Annotated in this window: 17 protein-coding genes; 10 read left to right on the forward strand and 7 right to left on the reverse strand. The window is 56.7% G+C overall.

Features of this window, described 5'->3' with window-relative positions; translation table 11 throughout:
- Positions 1–72 precede the first annotated feature (72 nt).
- Positions 73–1,209: an HlyD family secretion protein gene (locus HBA26_RS10085; RefSeq protein WP_028015049.1), complete on the reverse strand. Its 1,137-nt coding sequence runs from the start codon at positions 1,207–1,209 to the stop codon at positions 73–75.
- Positions 1,210–1,211: 2 nt separating this feature from the next.
- Positions 1,212–1,568 (reverse strand): DUF3302 domain-containing protein, encoded by a 357-nt coding sequence (locus HBA26_RS10090; RefSeq protein ID WP_028015048.1) that lies wholly within the window; start codon positions 1,566–1,568, stop codon positions 1,212–1,214.
- Between the two features lie 634 nt (positions 1,569–2,202).
- Between HBA26_RS10090 and HBA26_RS10095 the strand changes: the two genes are divergently transcribed.
- From HBA26_RS10095 to trmL, 9 genes are all read left to right on the forward strand, one after another.
- The gene (locus HBA26_RS10095) at positions 2,203–4,110 is read left to right on the forward strand and encodes a PTS mannitol transporter subunit IICBA (RefSeq protein ID WP_028015047.1); all 1,908 of its coding nucleotides are present in this window, start codon (positions 2,203–2,205) and stop codon (positions 4,108–4,110) included.
- Positions 4,111–4,212: 102 nt separating this feature from the next.
- A complete protein-coding gene (mtlD, locus tag HBA26_RS10100; RefSeq protein ID WP_166720897.1) occupies positions 4,213–5,361 on the forward strand; it encodes a mannitol-1-phosphate 5-dehydrogenase in 1,149 nt (382 codons plus the stop codon).
- Positions 5,358–5,948, forward strand: coding sequence for a mannitol operon repressor MtlR (mtlR, locus tag HBA26_RS10105; protein WP_028015045.1), 591 nt, complete (start codon positions 5,358–5,360; stop codon positions 5,946–5,948). Before mtlD ends, mtlR begins: the two co-directional genes overlap by 4 nt.
- A 57-nt stretch (positions 5,949–6,005) precedes the next feature.
- Complete coding sequence (locus tag HBA26_RS10110) at positions 6,006–6,368, forward strand: YibL family ribosome-associated protein (protein ID WP_008502724.1); 363 nt, start codon at positions 6,006–6,008, stop codon at positions 6,366–6,368.
- Positions 6,369–6,641: 273 nt separating this feature from the next.
- On the forward strand, positions 6,642–8,297 hold the full coding sequence (lldP, locus tag HBA26_RS10115; protein WP_045630254.1) for an L-lactate permease: 1,656 nt from the start codon (positions 6,642–6,644) through the stop codon (positions 8,295–8,297).
- Positions 8,294–9,067, forward strand: coding sequence for a transcriptional regulator LldR (gene lldR / locus HBA26_RS10120; protein WP_028015042.1), 774 nt, complete (start codon positions 8,294–8,296; stop codon positions 9,065–9,067). The genes lldP and lldR overlap by 4 nt, the downstream gene beginning before the upstream one ends.
- Positions 9,064–10,251, forward strand: a complete 1,188-nt coding sequence (gene lldD, locus HBA26_RS10125; RefSeq protein WP_049137167.1) for an FMN-dependent L-lactate dehydrogenase LldD — start codon at positions 9,064–9,066, stop codon at positions 10,249–10,251. Before lldR ends, lldD begins: the two co-directional genes overlap by 4 nt.
- Positions 10,252–10,431: 180 nt before the next feature.
- Complete coding sequence (locus HBA26_RS10130) at positions 10,432–11,772, forward strand: aromatic acid/H+ symport family MFS transporter (protein ID WP_041911649.1); 1,341 nt, start codon at positions 10,432–10,434, stop codon at positions 11,770–11,772.
- Positions 11,773–11,817: 45 nt separating this feature from the next.
- Positions 11,818–12,291, forward strand: a complete 474-nt coding sequence (trmL, locus tag HBA26_RS10135; RefSeq protein WP_028015039.1) for a tRNA (uridine(34)/cytosine(34)/5-carboxymethylaminomethyluridine(34)-2'-O)-methyltransferase TrmL — start codon at positions 11,818–11,820, stop codon at positions 12,289–12,291.
- Here the strand turns inward: trmL and cysE are convergent.
- From cysE to HBA26_RS10160, 5 genes are all read right to left on the reverse strand, one after another.
- The gene (cysE, locus tag HBA26_RS10140; RefSeq protein WP_008502718.1) at positions 12,288–13,109 is read right to left on the reverse strand and encodes a serine O-acetyltransferase; all 822 of its coding nucleotides are present in this window, start codon (positions 13,107–13,109) and stop codon (positions 12,288–12,290) included. The genes trmL and cysE overlap by 4 nt on opposite strands.
- A 75-nt stretch (positions 13,110–13,184) precedes the next feature.
- Positions 13,185–14,204 (reverse strand): NAD(P)H-dependent glycerol-3-phosphate dehydrogenase, encoded by a 1,020-nt coding sequence (gene gpsA / locus HBA26_RS10145; RefSeq protein ID WP_045630251.1) that lies wholly within the window; start codon positions 14,202–14,204, stop codon positions 13,185–13,187.
- Positions 14,204–14,671 carry a protein-export chaperone SecB gene (secB, locus tag HBA26_RS10150; protein WP_003860835.1) on the reverse strand — a complete coding sequence of 156 codons (468 nt, stop codon included), beginning with the start codon at positions 14,669–14,671 and terminating at the stop codon, positions 14,204–14,206. The genes gpsA and secB overlap by 1 nt, the downstream gene beginning before the upstream one ends.
- 32 nt (positions 14,672–14,703) lie before the next feature.
- Positions 14,704–14,955, reverse strand: coding sequence for a glutaredoxin 3 (grxC, locus tag HBA26_RS10155; protein ID WP_028015037.1), 252 nt, complete (start codon positions 14,953–14,955; stop codon positions 14,704–14,706).
- A gap of 11 nt (positions 14,956–14,966) precedes the next feature.
- Complete coding sequence (locus HBA26_RS10160) at positions 14,967–15,398, reverse strand: rhodanese-like domain-containing protein (protein WP_014882007.1); 432 nt, start codon at positions 15,396–15,398, stop codon at positions 14,967–14,969.
- A gap of 246 nt (positions 15,399–15,644) precedes the next feature.
- On the opposite strand from HBA26_RS10160, the gene gpmI reads away from it, so the two are divergent.
- Positions 15,645–16,472 (forward strand): 2,3-bisphosphoglycerate-independent phosphoglycerate mutase (gpmI, locus tag HBA26_RS10165; protein WP_166720898.1); only part of this gene is annotated, 828 nt, incomplete at its 3' end.

Raw genomic sequence — 16,472 nt, forward strand, 5'->3', positions numbered from 1 at the left:
GGGAAAAAGTCAGTATGGATCAAGCGATGAAAAAAGGGCAGATATGCGTGTCGCATTCCCGCCCCGGAAGAATTAGTGATCGAGATAGAGGTAGTGCATCCAGCTGGTCATACGCAGCAGCACTTTACGCATCACCGAGACGTGGGCGAAATGATCCGAATAGACCGCCACCTGGGCATAAATACCGTCCGGCAAAGCATCGACGTCGGCGTTAGGCTCCAGTTCAATCAGCGCCTGTACCCCATCCGTACCCGGCGCAACGGTCAGTGCCTGCAAGGCACCCTGCGCCTGATACGACCCGCCCGGCACTACCGGCAGAACGCTGGTGAGCTTACCGGTGAACACCTGGCCCGGCAGCGCGTTAAATACCACTTCCGCTTCATCGCCCGGCTTCAGACGCAGCAGCGAGTTCTGACGGAACTGGGCCACAATCTGGCGCTTCTGTTCAGGAATGAAGACCATCACCGGGCGCAGCGGCAGCGCGGCGGCATAGGTTCCCGGACGAATCAGCACCTGAGTGATGTAGCCATTGCTCGGCGCGCGCACCACGGTCTGATCGAGGTTGTATTTCGCTTCAGCAAGCTGGGCGCGTAACGAGGCAATCTGCGACTGCTCGCCGTTCACCATGCTGTCCAGCTGGCTTTGAATCTGCGTCTGTTCAGCAACGGAGCCTTTCACCATGGCATCCTGCGCCAGATAGTTCTGCCGCGCGTTATCAATATCGCTTTCAGAGAACGGATTCACCTTCGCCTGGCTGCCTTTGAGGTAGCGCTGATAATCTTTATAGAGTCGATCGCGCTCAGCGGAGACGCGTGTCGTATTGGCAACCGCTTCCGAAAGCTGCGCTTTCAGAGTGTCGATATTGTGCGTCGCGGTCACCAGGTCCGCCTTCAGTCTGTCGACGCGCGCCTGATAGCGGCCCGGATCCAGTTTAAATAACACTTCGCCTTTTTTAATGAGCTGGTTATTTTTATCGGTCACTTCAGTAACCACCCCCGTGACCTGCGGCGTAATCGGAATGGAAATTACCGCTTTTTGCGCCGTAAAGGTATACGGATGGTTATAGTTCATTAGCAGAATGAGTCCGGCAACAATAAACACCCCGCCTAACGTCGCAGTAGCAAGCGTCCACTGATTTACCGGAATACGGAATATTTTAAAGATTGCCCAGGCAAATGCCACATAGGTCAGAATAATCAACAGATCCATGATTAGCGCTCCAGCGTGTTTTTATCATCAGAGGGCTGAACCGCTGCCAGCTTGTGTTCTAACTCGGCCACGCGTTTGGCCAGCGCATCCATCCCCGGAACCTCATCAGGCTTAGTAATGTGGTTCTGCATGCCCCAGCCGCGATCTTCGCGATACAACGTGGCCCAAATCCACAGGAACGGCCAGATGGCATGGAGCGTAAACAGGCTTATCCAACCTGCCGTATGAATAGCATCGGCATGGGGATGATTACGCTTTTTAGCCATATTATAGGGGATGTCATGGATGGCGATGATTCCGTAAAAAAGAACCAGAAATACAAAAATCAACACACCCAGCGCAAAATAGTTGAGAAACATAGTCTCCTCACTTAAACAACGTCAACTCATTACATTAATAAAACAGCACGCAGCCTAATTAATTTATTTTTAAATTTAAAAGGCACACTGATTATTTCAGAGCCGGGGAGTATCGGTTTTTATAATATCTCCACGCAAGTTTATAAGCGTGTCAAAATATATCCTGAATAATAATATACTCAACCTTACATAATGAGCGTAATTCAGGTTTCAACTTTCCGCCATACTACATATGAAAACTGTTTTATTAGCTTTCCGTGTTACTCGAGGCCGTCCTGACGCCGATCTCAGTCGGAGAAATCCGCATAAAAATATTTTGTGAAACCAGTCACAATCCAGAAACAAACCCGCAAAAACAAAATGTGATATCAATCACATAAAGAGGTGGTTTTTGCTCTATTTTTCGCCATCGTATTTTTTTTACTCGCCTATTTTGTGACTCAGATCACTTCATTCAACGCCACACCCCCTACATTTACGTGACATGCATCACACAGAATTCCGCTATCTGGACAGTTGAACGATTCAGTGCCAGATTTCACAGCATCAGAACAGGGTCCGGCTACCTCTGCCGCCTCATTAACAATAAACCTCGGGCCGCAAGCCTAAGCGTAAACAGAAGAAGGGGTGTTTTATGTCATCCGATTTCAAGATCAAAGTTCAAAGCTTTGGTCGTTTCCTCAGCAACATGGTGATGCCAAATATCGGCGCGTTTATCGCGTGGGGTATTATCACCGCATTGTTCATTCCGACAGGGTGGTTGCCTAACGAAACGCTGGCGAAACTTGTTGGCCCAATGATTACCTATCTCCTGCCGCTGCTCATCGGTTATACCGGTGGTCGTCTGGTGGGCGGTGACCGTGGTGGCGTCGTGGGTGCCATCACAACCATGGGCGTGATCGTCGGCGCGGATATGCCGATGTTCCTCGGTGCGATGATTGCCGGTCCTCTGGGCGGCTGGGCGATTAAGAAATTCGACGTCTGGGTTGATGGCAAGATCAAGTCCGGCTTCGAAATGCTGGTGAACAACTTCTCTGCGGGCATCATCGGGATGATCCTCGCGATTCTGGCGTTCCTTGGCATTGGTCCGGCTGTTGAAGTGCTGTCCAAACTGCTGGCGGCGGGCGTTAACTTCATGGTGGCGCACGACATGCTGCCGCTGGCGTCTATCTTTGTTGAACCGGCGAAAATCCTGTTCCTGAACAACGCCATTAACCACGGTATCTTCTCGCCGCTGGGTATTCAGCAGTCTCACGATCTCGGCAAGTCCATCTTCTTCCTGATTGAAGCGAACCCGGGTCCGGGTATGGGCGTTCTGCTGGCGTACATGTTCTTTGGTCGCGGCAGCGCGAAGCAGTCTGCTGGCGGCGCGGCTATCATCCACTTCCTGGGCGGTATCCACGAAATTTACTTCCCGTACGTGCTGATGAACCCACGTCTGATCCTGGCCGTTATCCTCGGCGGTATGACTGGTGTGTTCACCCTGAGCGTGCTGGGCGGCGGTCTGGTCTCCCCTGCTTCTCCAGGCTCTATCCTGGCGGTGCTGGCGATGACGCCGAAAGGCGCGTACTTCGCGAACATCGCGGCGATCTGTGCGGCGATGGCGGTCTCCTTCGTGGTCTCTTCTATCCTGCTGAAAACCAGCAAGGTGAAAGAAGACGACGATATCGAAGCGGCAACCCGTCGTATGCACGACATGAAAGCCGAATCCAAAGGTGCGACCCCACTGGCGGCTGGCGATGTTTCTAACGACCTGAGCCACGTGCGTAAAATCATCGTTGCCTGCGACGCCGGTATGGGTTCCAGCGCAATGGGTGCCGGCGTGCTGCGTAAGAAAGTGCAGGATGCGGGCCTGACCAACATCTCCGTAACCAACAGCGCGATTAACAACCTGCCGCCGGACGTTGACCTGGTCATCACGCACCGCGATCTGACCGAGCGCGCTATGCGTCAGGTACCGCAGGCACAGCACATCTCGCTGACCAACTTCCTGGACAGCGGCCTGTACACCAGCCTGACCGAACGTCTGGTTGCCGCGCAGCGTCACGAAGACAACGAAGTGAAGGTGCGCACCAGCCTGCAGGACAGCTTTGACGAGAGCAACGCTCACCTGTTTAAGCTGGGCGCGGAGAACATCTTCCTCGGCCGTACCGCGAGCACCAAAGAAGAGGCGATTCGCTTTGCCGGTGAACAACTGGTGAAGGGCGGCTACGTTCAGCCAGAATACGTTGACGCGATGCTGGAACGTGAAAAACTGACGCCAACCTACCTGGGTGAATCCATCGCGGTTCCGCACGGTACGGTTGAAGCGAAAGACCGCGTGCTGAAAACCGGCGTGGTGTTCTGTCAGTATCCTGACGGCGTGCGCTTCGGTGAAGAAGAGGACGACATCGCCCGTCTGGTGATTGGTATCGCCGCTCGCAACAACGAGCATATTCAGGTGATTACCAGCCTGACCAACGCGCTGGATGATGAGTCCGTCATCGAGCGTCTGGCACAAACTGAAAGCGTTGAAGAAGTTCTGGCCCTGCTCAACAAATAGCAGCGCCTCTTCCCTCTCCCCTTCGGGGAGAGGGCTAGGGTGAGGGGGAAACGTTCCTCACCCCAGCCCTCTCGGGTAAAAACATTGATGAAGGTTAACACTATGAAAGCATTACATTTTGGCGCAGGTAATATCGGTCGTGGCTTTATCGGTAAACTGCTGGCAGACGCGGGCATTACCCTGACATTCGCCGATGTGAATCAGGTGGTTCTGGATGCCCTGAATGCCCGTCATAGCTATCAGGTTCATGTGGTGGGTGAAAACGAACAGGTTGAAACCGTCTCTGGCGTTAACGCGGTCAGCAGCATCGGCGACGACGTGATTGACCTGATCGCCAGCGTTGATCTGGTGACCACCGCCGTGGGTCCGGTGGTGCTTGAACGTATTGCTCCTGCGGTCGCGAAAGGCCTGACGAAGCGTAAAGCACAGGGCATTGAAACACCGCTGAACATCATCGCCTGTGAAAACATGGTGCGCGGCACCACGCAGCTGAAAGGCCACGTTATGGCGGCCGTGGCTGAGGAAGATAAAGCCTGGGTTGAAGCGCACGTCGGGTTTGTGGATTCCGCTGTAGACCGTATCGTTCCGCCTTCCGAATCCGCCACCAACGATCCGCTGGAAGTCACTGTTGAAACCTTCAGCGAGTGGATCGTCGATAAAACTCAGTTCAAGGGCGCGCTGCCGACCATTCCGGGAATGGAACTCACTGATAACCTGATGGCATTTGTCGAACGCAAACTCTTCACGCTGAACACCGGGCATGCTATAACCGCGTACCTCGGAAAGTTGGCCGGTCATCAGACCATTCGCGACGCGATCCTCGATGAGCAGATCCGCGCGGTGGTGAAAGGGGCAATGGAAGAGAGCGGCGCGGTGCTGATCAAACGCTACGGTTTTGATGCTGATAAACACGCAGCATACATCCAGAAAATCCTCGGTCGTTTTGAAAACTCGTATCTGAAAGATGACGTTGAGCGCGTGGGCCGTCAGCCGCTGCGTAAGCTGAGCGCGGGCGACCGCCTGATTAAGCCGCTGCTGGGCACGCTGGAATACGGTCTGCCGCACGCCAACCTGGTGAAAGGAATTGCTGCCGCGATGCACTACCGCAGCGAGCAGGACCCGCAGGCGATTGAGCTGGCTCAGCTGATTGATGACAAAGGCGCGCAGGCTGCGCTGGCGCAGATTTCCGGTCTGGACGCCAGCAGCGACGTGGTTGCGGAGGCGGTTAACGCATACAACGCAACCAAATGATGCAGAATCCGGCGCAGGTAAGCCTGCGCCCGAATAACAGATTGTCAGATATGCAGGCAATAATGGAACAAACCCAGGCCTTTGAAAATCGTGTGCTTGAGCGTCTGAATGCTGGCAAAACCGTACGAAGTTTCCTGATTGCCGCCGTCGAGCTGTTAACCGAGGCGGTGAATATCCTGGTGCTTCAGGTGTTTCGCAAAGACGACTACGCGGTAAAATATGCTGTAGAACCGTTACTGGACGGAGATGGACCGCTGGGCGATTTATCCGTGCGTCTGAAGCTGATTTATGGTCTTGGCGTGCTGAACCGACAAGAGTATGAAGATGCAGAGCTGTTAATGGCGCTGCGCGAAGAACTCAATCATGACGGTAACGAATACACCTTTACCGACGATGAGATCCTGGGGCCGTTCGGCGAGCTGCACTGCGTCACCGCCCTGCCTCCTGCTCCCCATTTTGATAACAGCGATCCTGAACTGTACGCGATGCAAAAGCTGCGCTATCAACAGGTTGTCCGTTCCACGATGGTCCTCTCCCTGACTGAGCTGATTTCTAAAATCAGCTTAAAAAAAGCGTTTCAGAAGTAAGCCCGTTCACATTGGTGTATCCTTCCCTGTAATTCCCCCGATTTAGAGTCAATTGTCATGAAAGAAGTCGAAAAGAACGAAATTAAACGCCTGAGCGACCGTCTGGATCTGATCCGTCACCAGATGGCTGGCCTGTCTCTGGTTGATTCCGCCGAGAAATATGCCGAGCTGGAAAAAGAGACCGCGAAGCTGGAAGCGGAGATTGAGCGCCTGCGCGAAGTGAAAGGCCAGAAGCTGAGCAAAGAAGCGCAGAAGCTGATGAACATGCCGCACCGCCGCGCGATCACCAAAAAAGAGCAGGCCGATATGGGCAAGCTGAAGAAAAGCGTCCGTGGTCTGGTGGTGGTACACCCGATGACTGAGCTTGGCCGCGAAATGGGCCTGAAAGAGATGACGGGTTTTTGTAAGACCGCATTCTGATTTCATGCCGGGTGGCGCTGCGCTTACCCGGCCTACTCTTTTCCCCCCTTCGCGTGAATTGGTCCAACCAATAGCGCAATCAATCCTCCCCCGGTTCACAATTCCATTATTTGCGCTCACAAAACCATTGCCACTCCATAACATCTGGTTAACCATTCATTGTCATTAACCCTACAACACAATATTGGCAGGACCACTTTTACACAGCTTGTGACGCAGAGTTGAGCGGAGACTCACCCGCAGCACAGGCTGTCTGGTCCCCAGGAGACCTGCATGAGCCTCTGGCAACAAAACTACGACCCGGCCGGCAATATCTGGCTGTCGAGCCTGATCGCATCGTTACCGATCCTGTTCTTCTTCTTTGCGCTGATTAAGCTCAAGCTGAAGGGCTACCTCGCCGCGACGTACACCGTTGCCATCGCCCTGCTGGTGGCGCTGTTCTTCTACAAGATGCCGGTCGATCGCGCGCTGGCCTCCGTCGTCTACGGTTTCTTCTACGGCCTGTGGCCGATTGCGTGGATCATCATCGCCGCGGTCTTTGTCTATAAAATCTCGGTAAAGACCGGGCAGTTCGACATCATTCGTTCGTCGATTCTCTCCATCACCCCGGACCAGCGTCTGCAGATGCTGATTGTCGGCTTCTCCTTCGGGGCGTTCCTTGAAGGCGCGGCAGGATTCGGCGCACCGGTGGCGATCACCGCCGCGCTGCTGGTCGGGTTGGGCTTTAACCCGCTCTACGCCGCTGGCCTGTGCCTGATTGTGAACACCGCACCGGTGGCGTTTGGCGCGATGGGGATTCCGATTCTGGTGGCCGGACAGGTGACCGGGCTGGACAGCTTTGAGATCGGCCAGATGGTTGGCCGCCAGCTGCCGTTCCTGACCATTATCGTGCTGTTCTGGATCATGGCGATTATGGACGGCTGGCGCGGCGTGAAGGAGACCTGGCCTGCGGTGATGGTGGCAGGCGGCTCGTTCGCGATTGCCCAGTACCTCAGCTCGAACTTCCTTGGCCCGGAGCTGCCGGACATCATCTCTTCGCTGGTGTCGCTGGTCTGTCTGACGCTGTTCCTGAAACGCTGGCAGCCGGTGCGCATCTTCCGCTTTGCCGACATGGGCGCGTCGCATGTGGATCAGACCCTCGCCCGCACGGGCTATACCGCAGGACAGATCGTCCGCGCGTGGTCGCCGTTCCTGTTCCTGACCGCCACCGTGACGCTGTGGAGCATACCGCCGTTTAAAGCGCTGTTCGCTCCCGGCGGCGCGCTGTACGACATGGTGATTAACATCTCCGTGCCGTTCCTCGACAAGATGGTTGCCCGTATGCCGCCGGTCGTGCACGACGCCACCCCGTATGCGGCAGTGTTTAAGTTTGACTGGTTCTCCGCCACCGGTACGGCCATCCTGTTTGCGGCACTCCTTTCCGTGGTGTGGCTGCGCATGAAGCCTGCCGCCGCGGTACAGACTTTTGCGGCAACGATTAAAGAGCTGATGCTGCCGATCTACTCCATCGGCATGGTGCTGGCGTTCGCGTTTATCTCGAACTACTCCGGCCTGTCGTCGACGCTGGCGTTAGCGCTGGCCCACACCGGACACGCGTTCACCTTCTTCTCGCCGTTCCTCGGCTGGCTGGGGGTGTTCCTGACGGGTTCAGATACCTCGTCTAACGCCCTGTTTGCCGCCCTGCAGGCGACGGCTGCGCAGCAGATTGGCGTGTCGGACGTGCTGCTGGTCGCCGCGAACACCACCGGCGGCGTGACCGGCAAAATGATCTCCCCGCAGTCCATCGCCATTGCCTGCGCGGCGGTGGGACTGGTGGGAAAAGAGTCGGACCTGTTCCGCTTTACCGTGAAACACAGCCTGATATTCACCTGCATGGTGGGCGTGATCACCACCCTGCAGGCCTATGTCTTAACCTGGATGATCCCATGATAGTCATGCCCAGACGCCTGTCCGACGAGATTGCCTCTCGCGTGCGGGCGCTGATTGAAGAACAACAGCTGGAAGCGGGCATGAAATTGCCCGCCGAGCGCCAGCTTGCCGCCCAGCTTGGCGTATCGCGTAACTCATTGCGCGAGGCGCTGGCGACGCTGGTCAGCGAAGGCGTACTGGTGAGCCGTCGCGGCGGCGGCACCTTTGTGCGCTGGCAGCATGACGACTGGTCCGAGCAAAACATCGTTCAGCCGCTGAAGACGCTGCTGGAAAACGACCCGGACTACAGCTTCGACATTCTTGAAGCGCGTCACGCCATCGAAACCAGTACCGCATGGCACGCAGCGATGCGGGCAACCGAAGCCGACAAAGAGAAGCTCAAAGCCTGCTTCGAAGCCACGCTAAGCAGCGACCCGGACATCGCCTCCCAGGCGGACGTGCGTTTCCATCTGGCAATCGCCGAGGCGTCGCACAACGTGGTGCTGCTCCAGACCATGCGCGGGTTCTTCGACCTGCTGCAATCGTCCGTGAAGCAGAGCCGCCAGCGCATGTATCTGGTCCCGCCGGTCTTTGCCCAGCTGACCGAACAGCACGAGGCGGTGCTCAACGCCATTCTGGCCGGCGATGCCGAAGCCGCGCGCAAAGCGATGATGGCGCATCTCGGCTTCGTGCACACCACAATTAAACGATTTGATGAAGACCAGGCCCGACAGGCGCGTATTACCCGTCTGCCTGGCGACAGTGATATTTCCAGGGAGAACAAAGCATGATTATTTCAGCAGCCAGTGACTATCGCGCCGCGGCGCAGCGCATTTTGCCGCCGTTCCTGTTCCATTACATCGACGGTGGGGCGTATGCCGAATACACCCTGCGCCGCAACGTGGAGGATTTGTCAGAAGTGGCCCTGCGCCAGCGCGTGCTGAAGAATATGTCTGACCTGAGCCTTGAGACGAAACTGTTCAACGAAACGCTTTCCATGCCGGTAGCGCTCGCGCCCGTTGGCTTATGCGGCATGTACGCCCGCCGGGGTGAAGTGCAGGCCGCCGCCGCGGCAGATGCCAAAGGCATTCCGTTTACCCTCTCTACCGTGTCCGTCTGCCCGATTGAAGAGGTCGCCCCGACCATCAAGCGGCCGATGTGGTTCCAGCTGTACGTCCTGCGCGATCGCGGCTTTATGCGTAACGCGCTGGAGCGCGCTAAAGCGGCGGGCTGCTCCACGCTGGTCTTTACAGTCGATATGCCCACGCCCGGCGCGCGCTACCGCGATGCGCACTCCGGCATGAGCGGCCCGAATGCCGCCCTGCGCCGCTACTGGCAGGCGGTAACGCATCCACAGTGGGCGTGGGATGTGGGTCTGAACGGCCGACCGCACGATCTGGGGAACATCTCGGCCTACCTTGGCAAACCGACCGGGCTGGAGGATTACATCGGCTGGCTGGCGAACAATTTCGATCCGTCGATCTCGTGGAAAGACCTGGAGTGGATCCGTGAGTTCTGGGACGGCCCGATGGTGATCAAAGGGATCCTCGACCCGGAAGATGCCCGCGATGCGGTACGCTTTGGTGCAGACGGGATTGTGGTCTCTAACCACGGCGGACGCCAACTCGACGGCGTGCTCTCTTCTGCCCGCGCCCTGCCGGCCATTGCCGATGCGGTGAAAGGCGATATCGCGATACTGGCCGACAGCGGGATCCGCAACGGGCTGGACGTGGTGCGCATGATTGCCCTGGGCGCTGACAGCGTGCTGCTGGGCCGCGCGTACCTGTACGCGCTGGCCACCAGCGGCCAGGCGGGCGTGGCAAATCTGCTGAACCTGATCGAGAAAGAGATGAAGGTGGCGATGACCCTGACCGGCGCGAAGTCGATCAGTGAAATCAGCAAGGATTCGCTGGTGCAGGAGTTGAGTAAACTGCCAGCGGCGCTGGCTCCGCTGTCACATGGCGACGCGGCCTGATCCTCTCCCGTTACCCCACCTTTCCCATGCGTCCGATTCCCCCCTCGGGCGCTTTTTTTGTCGAAAATAACACCTACGTAACATTCTGGATAAGAAAATTTGACACATCCCTCCCGTTCGCAATTGTATAGACAAGCAAATACAAGAACACAAAAACAACATCACATCGGAGGGGAGCGTATGACCTATTCAGGTAAGGTGGATATTCAGCAGGTGATCGACGAGAGTCCTTTTTCAGGGTTTCACTGGCTTCTTATCGTGCTGGGCTTTCTGGTTCTGGCGATCGATGGTTTTGATACGGCAGCGATGGGCTACATCGCGCCTACGCTGTCGGCGGAGTGGGGAATACACAAACAGGATTTGGGGCCAGTGCTGAGTGCGGCACTGCTGGGGCTGTCGCTGGGAGCCCTTATTGCAGGTCCGGTATCGGACCGGATGGGACGCAAGCGCGTGCTGGTCTTCTCGTGCCTGTTCTTCGGCCTGGCGAGCCTGGGGACGGCCTGGGCGCAAAGTCTGAATACCCTGACGCTGTGGCGCTTTCTGACGGGTCTCGGGCTCGGTGCCGCGATGCCAAACGCCATCACGCTGATCTCAGAGTTTGCCCCCCAGCGCTGCCGCGCCATGGCGATTAATACCATGTACTGCGGCTTCCCTCTGGGCGCTGCGGGCGGCGGCGCGATCTCTTCCTGGCTTATTCCCCACCACGGCTGGCGAAGCGTGCTGCTGACTGGCGCGATTGCGCCGCTGATTTTGACCGTGCTGCTGGCGCTGCTGCTGCCGGAATCGGTGAAGTTTCTGGTGCAGCGTGGGAAAGACGTCGCGCAGGTTCGCCGCATTGCCAGCCGGTTCAGCCGCAGTACGCTGGAGAGCGTTACGGGCTTTTTCCTGGCGGAAGAGAAAGCCGCGTCTAAAAAAGGGAGCGTGGGGCAGCTGTTTTCCATGCCCTGGCTACCCGGCACCCTGATGCTGTGGGTGACTTATTTTATGGGGCTGGTGATTTACTACGTCCTGCTTAGCTGGATGCCGACGCTGATGCAGGGGATGGGTTATGCCCTGGCGGAATCCGCCTGGCTCACCTCGCTGTTTACCTTCGGCGGCACCGCAGGCATTCTGCTCGCGGGCTGGATGATGGACCGCTGGGAAGCGCACAAGGTGGTCGCAGGTGGTTTTGTGCTGACGATGGGCCTGATTCTTTTGCTTGGCCTTGAGCATAACCATATCGCCCTGTTTGGCGGGCTGATTTTCCTGATGGGGATCGCGATGAACGGCGCGCAGTCGGGCATGCAAACCCTGGCCGCCACCTTTTACCCTACCGAGTGCCGCGCGACGGGTATCGCCTGGATGCAGGGCATCGGCCGCTTTGGCGGCGTGGCGGGAACCATGACCAGCGCCCAGCTTCTTTCCATGCAGTGGCAGGCAGACAGTATTTTAATGATCCTCAGCGTGCCCGCCCTGCTGGCCGCGGCGGCAACCGTCTACAAAATGCTGTATAGCCGCTCGCAGGAACCCGGCGTCGCGTAGTTCCTCTCTTTTCTGCTATTCTGCCCCCGCAATTAAGGGGGCAGCATGCTTAACATCGTTTTATTCGAACCAGAAATTCCGCCGAACACCGGCAATATCATCCGCCTGTGCGCCAACACCGGTTTTCGTCTGCACATCATTGAGCCGATGGGCTTTACGTGGGACGACAAACGCCTGCGCCGCGCGGGGCTGGATTACCATGAATTTACCGCCGTGGTTCGCCATCACGATTACGCCGCGTTTCTGGAAGCAGAGAAGCCGCAGCGCATGTTCGCCCTGACCACCAAAGGCACGCCAGCGCACAGCGCCGTGAGCTATCAGGAGGGTGACTATCTGATGTTTGGCCCGGAAACCCGCGGCCTGCCGGCCACGATCCTGGATGCCCTGCCCGCTGAGCAGAAAATCCGTATTCCGATGATGCCGGACAGCCGCAGCATGAACCTGTCGAACGCGGTGTCGGTGGTGGTGTATGAGGCCTGGCGCCAGCTGGGTTACCCGGGCGCCATTCTCAGAAGTTAAATGCCGTCACCATACTCGAAGGTATGGTGAATGCCGTTGAAGTGCTGATCCATATCCATCGACGGCTTATCGCTGTCTGGCTTACCAACGATGCGCGCCGGTACGCCAGCGGCGGTGGTGTGCGGTGGCACGGGCTGGAGCACAACCGACCCCGCGCCAATCTTCGCGCCGCGCCCGACTTCGATATTGCCGAGGATTTTGGCGCCTGCGCCAATCATCACCCCTTCACGAATTTTCGGGTGGCGATCGCCGCTGGTTTTCCCGGTACCGCCCAGGGTAACGGATTGCAGGATCGACACGTCGTCTTCAATCACCGCCGTTTCCCCGACAACGATCCCGGTGGCGTGGTCGAGCATGATCCCGCGGCCAATCTTCGCCGCCGGGTGAATATCAACCTGAAACGTCACGGAAACCTGGTTTTGCAGGAAGATCGCCAGCGCGCGGCGGCCTTCATTCCACAGCCAGTGGCCAATGCGGTACGCCTGCAGCGCGTGGAAGCCTTTCAGGTACAGCAGCGGCGTGGAGTATTTATCGACCGCCGGGTCACGGGTGCGCACGGCCTGGATATCACAGGCGGCAGAGGCGATCATTTCCGGGTCGGCGGCGTAGGCCTCTTCCACTACCTCACGAATGGCGATAGCAGGCATGATGGAGGAAGCCAGCTTGTTGGCGAGCATATAGCTCAGGGCGCTGCCGAGGTTTTCGTGCTTGAGTAGCGTCGCGTGATAGAAACTGGCCAGCATAGGCTCACAGTCCGCCAAAGCGCGGGCTTCGGCTTTAATATTATTCCAGACGATATCCAGTTCTTCACACGGCATTGCTAACTCCAGACGATAGTTAATGACCAGCCAGTTCTGCGCTGGCTGGGTCATTCAGGTGACGATACTTCCCGGCTAATTGCTGCTGCGCTCGTCCTTGCGCGCACGACCTAATAGGGTCAATGCTGCCTCGCGCGCATTTTTTCCGCAATACAATACCTGATAAATTTCCTCGGTTATTGGCATTTCGACACCAAACCGGTGCGCCAATTCGCGGACTTCTTTGGTATTGCGGTAGCCTTCCACCACCTGTCCAATCTTCTCCTGCGCGCTTTTTACATCGCTGCCCTGTCCGAGCATCATGCCAAAGCGGCGGTTACGAGACTGGTTATCGGTACAGGTCAGCACCAGATCCCCCAGACCCGCCATCCCCATAAAGGTGGCCGGATCGGCACCCAGCGCTTCGCCCAGACGGGACATCTCGGTTAAGCCGCGGGTAATCAACGCCGTACGCGCGTTGGCGCCAAAGCCAATACCGTCAGACATCCCGGCCCCGATGGCAATCACGTTCTTCACCGCGCCGCCCAGCTGCACGCCGATAAAATCGGGGTTGCTGTAGACGCGGAAGCTCTTGCCACAGTGCAGCAATTGCTGGAGATCGTCGGAGAAGGCCTGATCGGTGGATGCCAGCGAGATCGCCGTCGGCAGGCCCGCAGCCAGCTCTTTGGCAAAGGTCGGCCCGGAGATGACCGCCAGCGGGATCTCATCCCCCAGCGCTTCGCGGGCAACGTCCTGCAGCAGACGTCCGGTTTCCGCTTCCAGCCCTTTGGTCGCCCAGACGATACGCGCATCCGGGCGCATCAGCGGCTTGATCTGATTCAGCACGTCGCCGAAGACATGGCTTGGCACCACAATCAAAATGTTGCGGCTGGCCGCCAGCGCGGTTGCAAGATCGCTTTCCAGGTGCAGGGTGTCAGGGAACGGAACGTCCGGGAGAAACGCCACATTGCAACGGTCGCGCTGCAGCGTGGCGATATGTTTTGGATCGTGGCCCCACAGGACCACGTCGTGACCATTTCTTGCCAGCGTGATGGCAAGAGCGGTGCCGTATGAGCCGGCACCGATCACAGTCATTGACGCATTAACAGTGCTCATCAGGCATCCTGATGTTGTTCGGCACCTTCGCCAGCCTGCTGCTGCAGATAGTTCATGAACAGCGCATCAAAGTTCACTGGCGCAAGGTTCAGTTGCGGGAATGTACCGCGAGAAACCAGGCTGGTGATGCATTCACGGGCATACGGGAACAGGATGTTCGGGCAGTATGCACCCAGGCAATGCGCCATCTGGTTGCCTTCGATGCCGCCGATGGAGAAGATACCGCCCTGCTGTACTTCGCACAGGAATGCAGTTTCTTCGCCCAGAGAGGCGGTCACGGTCACACGCAGTACGACTTCATACACGTCATCCGCCAGTTGGGTGGATGCGGTATCCAGATCAAGTTTAACCTCTGGCTGCCAGTCTTTCTGGAAAACGTGCGGCGCATTTGGCGCTTCGAAAGAGACATCCTTGGTGTAGATACGCTGGATCTGGAAAGTCATTTCGGTGTTGTTTTGTTCTGACATGGAAATACCCTTTTTAATTGTCCTAAAGTCTCTTAGCTCAGCAGCGGATCGAGTCCACCACGGGCGTCGAGCGCATACAAGTCATCACAGCCGCCAATGTGCTGCGCATCAATAAAAATCTGCGGAACCGTCGTACGACCACTACGTTGGATCATCTCTTCGCGTTTGATCGCGTCACCGTCGATCGGCAGTTCCTGGAACGTGACGCCTTTGCTGCTCAGCAGCGCTTTCGCACGGTGGCAGAACGGGCACGTCGCTTTGGTGTAGATCTCAATATTGGCCATGACTGAACTCCTTATTTACCGCGAACCAAAGGAAGATTTTCCCCGCTCCAGCCGGAAATCCCTTCTTTCAGTACCGTTACGTTTTCGAAGCCCGCTTTGTAAAGCGCGCTGGCAGATTCCTGCGCCTGCATACCGGTCGCATCCACAACGATAATGGGCTGGGCTTTGTGTTTCTCAAGCTCACCAACGTTGTTGGCTTTGATTTCAGCTGGCAACAGGTTGATTGCGCCGGCAATGTGACCTTTACGGAAATCGTCACGCTGACGCAGATCGACAACGACGGCATCTTCTTTGTTAATCAGACGCGTCGCTTCACCACGGGTGATAACCTTAATCTTAGACGTCAGGCTCTTAAATGTGGTGAACAGCACAGCAGCCAGCAGGCCAATCCACGCGATGCTCAGTACCGGATGGCGGCTAACGAATTGCATAATTTCTTGCATGGAGGGTAACTACTCCCGACTAAGTGATAAAAAAACCAGGACAGGAGTATACCTGTGCGTTCTGGCAAATACAGCCAGCGACCATAACCTAATCCATTTTCTGCGGCATGCCACCTAAAAAAATGCCTCAAAATGGTCCGGTCAGCATCTTGCCCCCGCGTTTTCTTTGATCTTCTGCGGCTATTTGATCGATTCAGCTGTAGTAAAATTACGCAAATTTTGACTCTTGAGCATGAGGTTGTTGCAATGTCGGTTTCTAAAAAACCTATGGTACTGGTGATTCTGGATGGCTATGGCTACCGTGAAGACAGCCAGGATAACGCTATTTTCAACGCAAAAACCCCGGTCATGGATGCACTGTGGGCAAAACGTCCGCATACCCTGATTGACGCATCCGGTCTGGAAGTGGGCCTGCCGGATCGCCAGATGGGCAACTCCGAAGTTGGCCACGTTAACCTCGGCGCGGGTCGTATCGTGTATCAGGATCTGACCCGTCTGGACGTCGAAATCAAAGAACGCACCTTCTTCGCTAACCCGGTTCTCTGCGGTGTGGTAGATAAAGCCGTTGCGGCAGGTAAAGCGGTGCACATCATGGGTCTGCTCTCCGCAGGCGGCGTGCACAGCCACGAAGATCACATCATGGCGATGGTTGAACTGGCCGCTGAACGCGGTGCGGAAAAAATCTACCTGCACGCCTTCCTGGACGGTCGCGACACGCCACCGCGCAGCGCAGAAGGGTCCCTGAAAGCTTTCGAAGACAAATTCGCTGCGCTGGGCAAAGGCCGCGTGGCCTCCATCATTGGCCGTTACTACGCTATGGACCGCGACAACCGCTGGGATCGCGTTGAACAGGCCTATGACCTGATGACTCTGGCAAAAGGGGAATTCCTGTTCCCGACTGCGGTTGAAGCGCTGGAAGCCGCTTACGCGCGTGATGAAAACGATGAATTCGTGAAAGCAAGCGTGATCCGCGCTGAAGGTCAGGCCGATGCCGCAATGGAAGATGGCGACGCGCTGATCTTCATGAACTTCCGCGCCTGTCTCTTATACACATCTGACGCTGCCGACGACGGA

This window comes from Enterobacter sp. 725m/11 (genome assembly GCF_011683705.1).
Taxonomy (GTDB): Bacteria; Pseudomonadota; Gammaproteobacteria; order Enterobacterales; family Enterobacteriaceae; genus Enterobacter; species Enterobacter bugandensis.